Source organism: Hymenobacter terrestris (assembly GCF_013377905.1).
Taxonomy (GTDB): Bacteria; Bacteroidota; Bacteroidia; order Cytophagales; family Hymenobacteraceae; genus Hymenobacter; species Hymenobacter terrestris.
The window spans coordinates 1-988 of record NZ_JABKAV010000153.1 but is presented as its reverse complement, the minus strand read 5'-3'; the positions used below and the strand labels follow the sequence as shown (position 1 = coordinate 988).

1 protein-coding gene is annotated in these 988 nt (G+C 72.1%); it reads right to left on the bottom strand.

Annotated features, from left to right (window positions below; translation table 11 throughout):
* The coding region (locus HW556_RS18380; RefSeq protein WP_218136974.1) for a hypothetical protein at nucleotides 1–988 on the bottom strand (988 nt) is incomplete at both ends.

Genomic DNA, 988 nt, shown 5'->3' with positions numbered 1-988 from the left:
CCGTGAAGTCGGGCCGCTCGGGTACTTTCGCCCCGAAGGCCGTGGCGGCGGGGGCCAGATCGTCCACCCGCAGCAATCGGTTGCTGGCCGGCTCGGCGCTGCCGCTGGTGGGCTGGTAGCGGTAGCGCAGGTTGTCGGTCTCGGCGTACTGGGCCGCACTCGTGCGCGAGGCCGGCGCCACCAGGCCCCGACGGCGCAGCGTCAAAAGGTTGCCGCCCGCATCATACGAGGCGGAAGAGAAGCGGTAGTTGCCCCGCTCCGCCCCCCAGCCGGCGGCCGGCGTGGCCCGGGCCACAAAGTCGCCCTGCAAGAGGCGATTGAGCTTGTCGTAGCGGTAGCCGTAGGCCCGCTCCACCCCGTCGGAGGCTGCCCGCCAGCGCTGCCCGGCGATGTTGCCGTTGTACTGCCGGTCCTGGAAGCCGGCATCGTAGCTGAGCGCGAAGCTCCACAGGTCCCCGTCGGCCGGCGCGACTTGCTCGATGTCGTTGATGCCCGTCAGCCAGCCGCGGATGTTGTAGCGAAAGTCCACCGTCTGCAACGCCTTGGGGCCGCTCGCATCGCCCGGCCGCGGCACCGGGGTGCCGGTGGCCCATTTGCCGCCCAGCGCCTTCTTTTCCAGCTGGCCCAGCTCGTTGTAGCTGTGGCGGGCCAGCACCTGGGCCGGGGCCCCGTCCAGCTCCTGGGTCACGCTCACCAGGCGCCCGCCCGCGTCGTAGGCCCGCTGCTCGCGCACGCCCCGCGCCGGCTGGCCCGGCACCTGGTGCGTGGCGTAGGAGCTGAGCGCCTGCCCGGCGAAGTCGTAGCGGCTCGTCGTTACGTCGGTGCCGCCGCGCGCGTTGGTGCTCTGCGCCTGAATCGGGCGCAACTTCTCATCAAAGAACGTGCTGCTGCTCAGCCAAGCGTCGGCTGCCGTGGCCGCCCGCCCCAGCACCCGCACCCAACTGCCGGTGGCCTGGCCCGTCACCCGCAGGTCTACGGCCGGCACCGG